Annotated in this window: 1 protein-coding gene and 1 pseudogene; both read left to right on the top strand. The window is 67.2% G+C overall.

Annotated features, from left to right (window positions below; translation table 11 throughout):
• Nucleotides 1–125: pseudogene (locus tag LDO27_RS25635) on the top strand (2-methylcitrate synthase); the annotation flags it as partial.
• 206 nt (nt 126–331) lie between these two features.
• Nucleotides 332–925: a hypothetical protein gene (locus tag LDO27_RS25510; RefSeq protein ID WP_224044664.1), complete on the top strand. Its 594-nt coding sequence runs from the start codon at nt 332–334 to the stop codon at nt 923–925.
• The last annotated feature ends 308 nt before the right edge of the window (nt 926–1,233 follow it).

Here is a 1,233-nt window from a genome sequence, read left to right as displayed (position 1 = left end):
CGCGCACCTCGGGCTGGGCCGCCCACATCATCGAGCAGCGCATCGACAACAAGATCATCCGACCCAGCGCCAACTACACCGGGCCGGAGAACCTGAAGTTCGTGCCGATCGGCAAGCGCAAGTAAGCGCGCAAACGGCGCCGGCAAGTCGACCTTGGGGCGCGCGGGGCCGGGCCGCGCGCGGAGATTGTGTAACCAAAGGCGGCCACCCTTCGCCCTGTCACGCAAATCGTAGAGAATAACGGGCGCGTAACGCCCAATATAGCTTTGGCTTGCTGCCGCCGACCGTCCGCGCGGCGCATCCGGATCACCACCTAGAAGGAATCATCCTCATGAAGCATCTTCTGATTGCCGCCTGCCTCGGCGCCTTCACCCTTTCCACCGGCGGTGCCGCGCTGGCGCAGGAAGCCGCCAAGAAGCCCGCCGCCACCAAGAAGGCACCCGCCAAGAAAACCTCCTCGAAATCCAGCAAGAGCAAGGCCAAGACCGTCGCCGCCGCGCCCGCGGTCACGCCGAGCGGCGAAAAGTGGCAATGCGAACTGGGCAACGTGCTCTATGTCTCCGGCAATATGCTGCGCGACGAGGTGATCACGGTGCACTGGCAGGGCCGCGACCACCGCCTGCCCCGCCAGGCCACCGTGACCGGCGCCGACCGCTACTTCGACCAGGCCTCGGGCCTGGACATGGTGGTGATCCCGGCCAAGGCCATGCTGTTCAACCGCAATGCCGGCCAGCGCCTGGCCGACGAATGCCAGACCGCCGACATGCTCGCCGGCGGCTCCGCCCCGACCCAGGCCGGTGCGCTGCGCGCCCCCGCCACCACCCCGCTGCTGATGGCCCCGCCGGTCGTCGCGGCCCAGCCGGCCACGCAGATGGAAGGCGTGACCGAGCAGCAGCCGCCGCAGGCCGCCACGCCGAAGCAGTAAGCCAGACCACGCAATGCCGCCCCAGGGCGGCATTCTTTTGCCGGTAACCTGTCGTCCCGCCAAGGGGGAGACCCAGCGGCATCGAAAGCCGCCGGATTCCCGTCCTTGCGGGAATGGCGGGATGGAAGTTCCAACGCCAACAACGAGCGCCACGCGCCATACCGAGACACGAGCGAGCCCATGTCCGCAGCCATTTCCAATGTCCGCCCCGAACCCGATCAGGTGCTGGTCGATATCGTCGACTACGTGACGCAGTACCAGATCCAGAGCCCGCTGGCCTACGACACCGCGCGCAACTGCCTGATCGA

This window comes from Cupriavidus respiraculi, assembly GCF_914271545.1.
In the GTDB taxonomy this organism is placed as follows: Bacteria; Pseudomonadota; Gammaproteobacteria; order Burkholderiales; family Burkholderiaceae; genus Cupriavidus; species Cupriavidus respiraculi.
Note: the sequence above shows the minus strand (reverse complement) of the source record. Positions and strands in the feature narration are given on the sequence as shown.